Source organism: Pseudomonas sp. Ma2-10, assembly GCF_054330215.1.
In genome coordinates this window covers 1-2,312 of sequence record NZ_JBTEYL010000061.1, presented here as the reverse complement: position 1 = coordinate 2,312, position 2,312 = coordinate 1, and the positions used below count along the sequence as shown (strand labels likewise).

Annotated in this window: 2 protein-coding genes and 1 pseudogene; all 3 read right to left on the bottom strand. The window is 59.6% G+C overall.

Going from position 1 to position 2,312, the window contains the following annotated elements; translation table 11 throughout:
* On the bottom strand, nucleotides 1-528 hold a 528-nt coding region (locus ACXPVS_RS27220), incomplete at its 3' end, for an immunoglobulin-like domain-containing protein (RefSeq protein WP_458512640.1).
* Between the two features lie 3 nt (nucleotides 529-531).
* Nucleotides 532-1,882 (bottom strand): annotated as a pseudogene (locus ACXPVS_RS27215) (immunoglobulin-like domain-containing protein); the annotation flags it as partial.
* Between the two features lies 1 nt (nucleotide 1,883).
* Nucleotides 1,884-2,311, bottom strand: a 428-nt coding sequence (locus ACXPVS_RS27210) for an immunoglobulin-like domain-containing protein (RefSeq protein ID WP_458512639.1), incomplete at its 3' end; no start/stop codon positions are given.
* Nucleotide 2,312: the final 1 nt, after the last annotated feature.

The following is a 2,312-nucleotide window of genomic DNA, read 5'->3' as shown; positions in this document are numbered from 1 at the left end:
AGCAGCGTTAGTCAATGTCGCGGTGTAGAGGATCGAGCCGCCTTCAGCCACGGAATCCGTTGCGCTCAGGCTGAGAGTCGTAGTGTCCGGGGTATCAGTCACAGTGGTCGAAACCGGCGTTTTATCCGCGACCAGATTTTCGTAGTTACCGCCGCTCACGTCGGTGATCGAGTTGGTCAACGGCGCGTGACCATTGAGCACATCGTTCGGCGCAACGAAATTCACGGAGCCGCTGCTCTCGCCAACCGGGATGGTGATGGTCTGGCCGTTGGCCAGGGTCACAACAACTGGCGAACCGGTGACTGGTGCTGAAACGGAGGCGGTGTAAACGACAGTACCGCCTTCAGCCGCAGTATCGGTCGCAGTCAATTTCACCGTCGAAGTGTCGATGGTGTCAGTGACGTTGGTCACAGCAGGGGTATTGCTGGTGGCCAGGTTTTCGAAGTTGCCACCAGTGGCTTTGGTGATTGTTGCTTGAACAGTGCCGGCATCTTTGTAGACGTCATCGGCCGGGGCCGCAACGGTCACGGNTTGGTGATTGTTGCTTGAACAGTGCCGGCATCTTTGTAGACGTCATCGGCCGGGGCCGCAACGGTCACGGAACCGGTGGTGGCGCCGGCAGCGATGGTGATTACCGCGCCGTTGCTCAGGGTTACGGTGACCGGTGTGCCGGCTGCGTTGGTCAGGTTGGCGGTGTAGACAATTGAACCGCCTTCAGCGACGGAGTCAGTGGCCGACAGGCTGAGAGTCGTAGTGTCCGGGGTATCAGTCACAGTGGTCGAAACCGGCGTTTTATCCGCGACCAGATTTTCGTAGTTGCCACCGCTCACGTCGGTGATCGAGTTGGTCAACGGTGCGTGACCATTGAGCACATCGTTTGGAGCGACAACATCAACAGTGCCGCTGGTTTTGCCGATGTCGATGGTGATGGTCTGGCCGTTGGCCAGGGTCACGGTGACCGGGGAGCCAGTGACAGGCTGACCGATTGTCGCGGTGTAAGTGACGGTACCGCCTTCAGCGGCAGTATCGGTCGCAGTCAGTTTCACCGTTGAGGTGTCGATGGTGTCGGTGACGCTGGTAACCGCCGCAACAGTGCTTGGCACCAGGTTCTCGAAATTACCGCCAGTGGCTTTGGTGATTGTCGCCTGAACAGTGCCGGCATCTTTGTAGACGTCATCGGCAGGAGCAGCAACGGTTACGGAACCGCTGGTGGCGCCGGCGGCGATGGTGATTACTGCGCCGTTCGACAGAGTAACGGTAATCGGCGTGCCAGCAGCGTTGGTTAATGTCGCGGTGTAGAGGATCGAACCGCCTTCAGCCACGGAGTCGGTAGCGCTCAAGGACAGGTTAGTGGTGTCTGGTGTGTCGGTCACGGTAGTGCTGACCGGCGTTTTATCCGCGACCAGGTTTTCGTAGTTGCCGCCGCTCACGTCGGTGATCGAGTTGGTCAACGGTGCGTGGCCATTGAGCACATCGTTCGGCGCAACAAACTTCACGGAACCGCTGCTCTCGCCAACCGGGATGGTGATGGTCTGTCCGTTGGCCAGGGTCACGGTGACCGGGGAGCCAGTGACAGGCTTACCGATCGTCGCGGTGTAAGTGACAGTGCCGCCTTCAGCCGCAGTATCGGTCGCAGTCAGTTTCACCGTCGAGGTGTCGATGGTGTCAGTGACGCTGGTAACCGCCGGAACAGTGCTTGGTACCAGGTTTTCGAAGTTACCACCGGTGGCTTTGGTGATTGTTGCCTGAACAGTGCCGGCATCTTTGTAGACGTCATCGGCCGGGGCCGCAACGGTCACGGTGCCAGTGGTTTTGCCGGCGTCGATGGTGATCACGGCGCCGTTCGACAGCGTGACGGTAACCGGCGTGCCAGCAGCGTTGGNGTGGCTTTGGTGATTGTTGCCTGAACAGTGCCGGCATCTTTGTAGACGTCATCGGCCGGGGCCGCAACGGTCACGGTGCCAGTGGTTTTGCCGGCGTCGATGGTGATCACGGCGCCGTTCGACAGCGTGACGGTAACCGGCGTGCCAGCAGCGTTGGTTAATGTCGCGGTGTAGAGGATCGAACCGCCTTCAGCCACGGAGTCGGTAGCGCTCAAGGACAGGTTGGTGGTGTCTGGTGTGTCGGTCACGGTGGTGCTGACCGGCGTTTTATCCGCGACCAGGTTTTCGTAGTTGCCGCCGCTCACGTCGGTGATCGAGTTGGTCAACGGCGCGTGACCATTGAGCACATCGTTCGGTGCTACAGCATTAACAGTGCCGCTGGTTTTGCCGATGTCGATGGTGATGGTCTGGCCGTTGGCCAGGGTCACG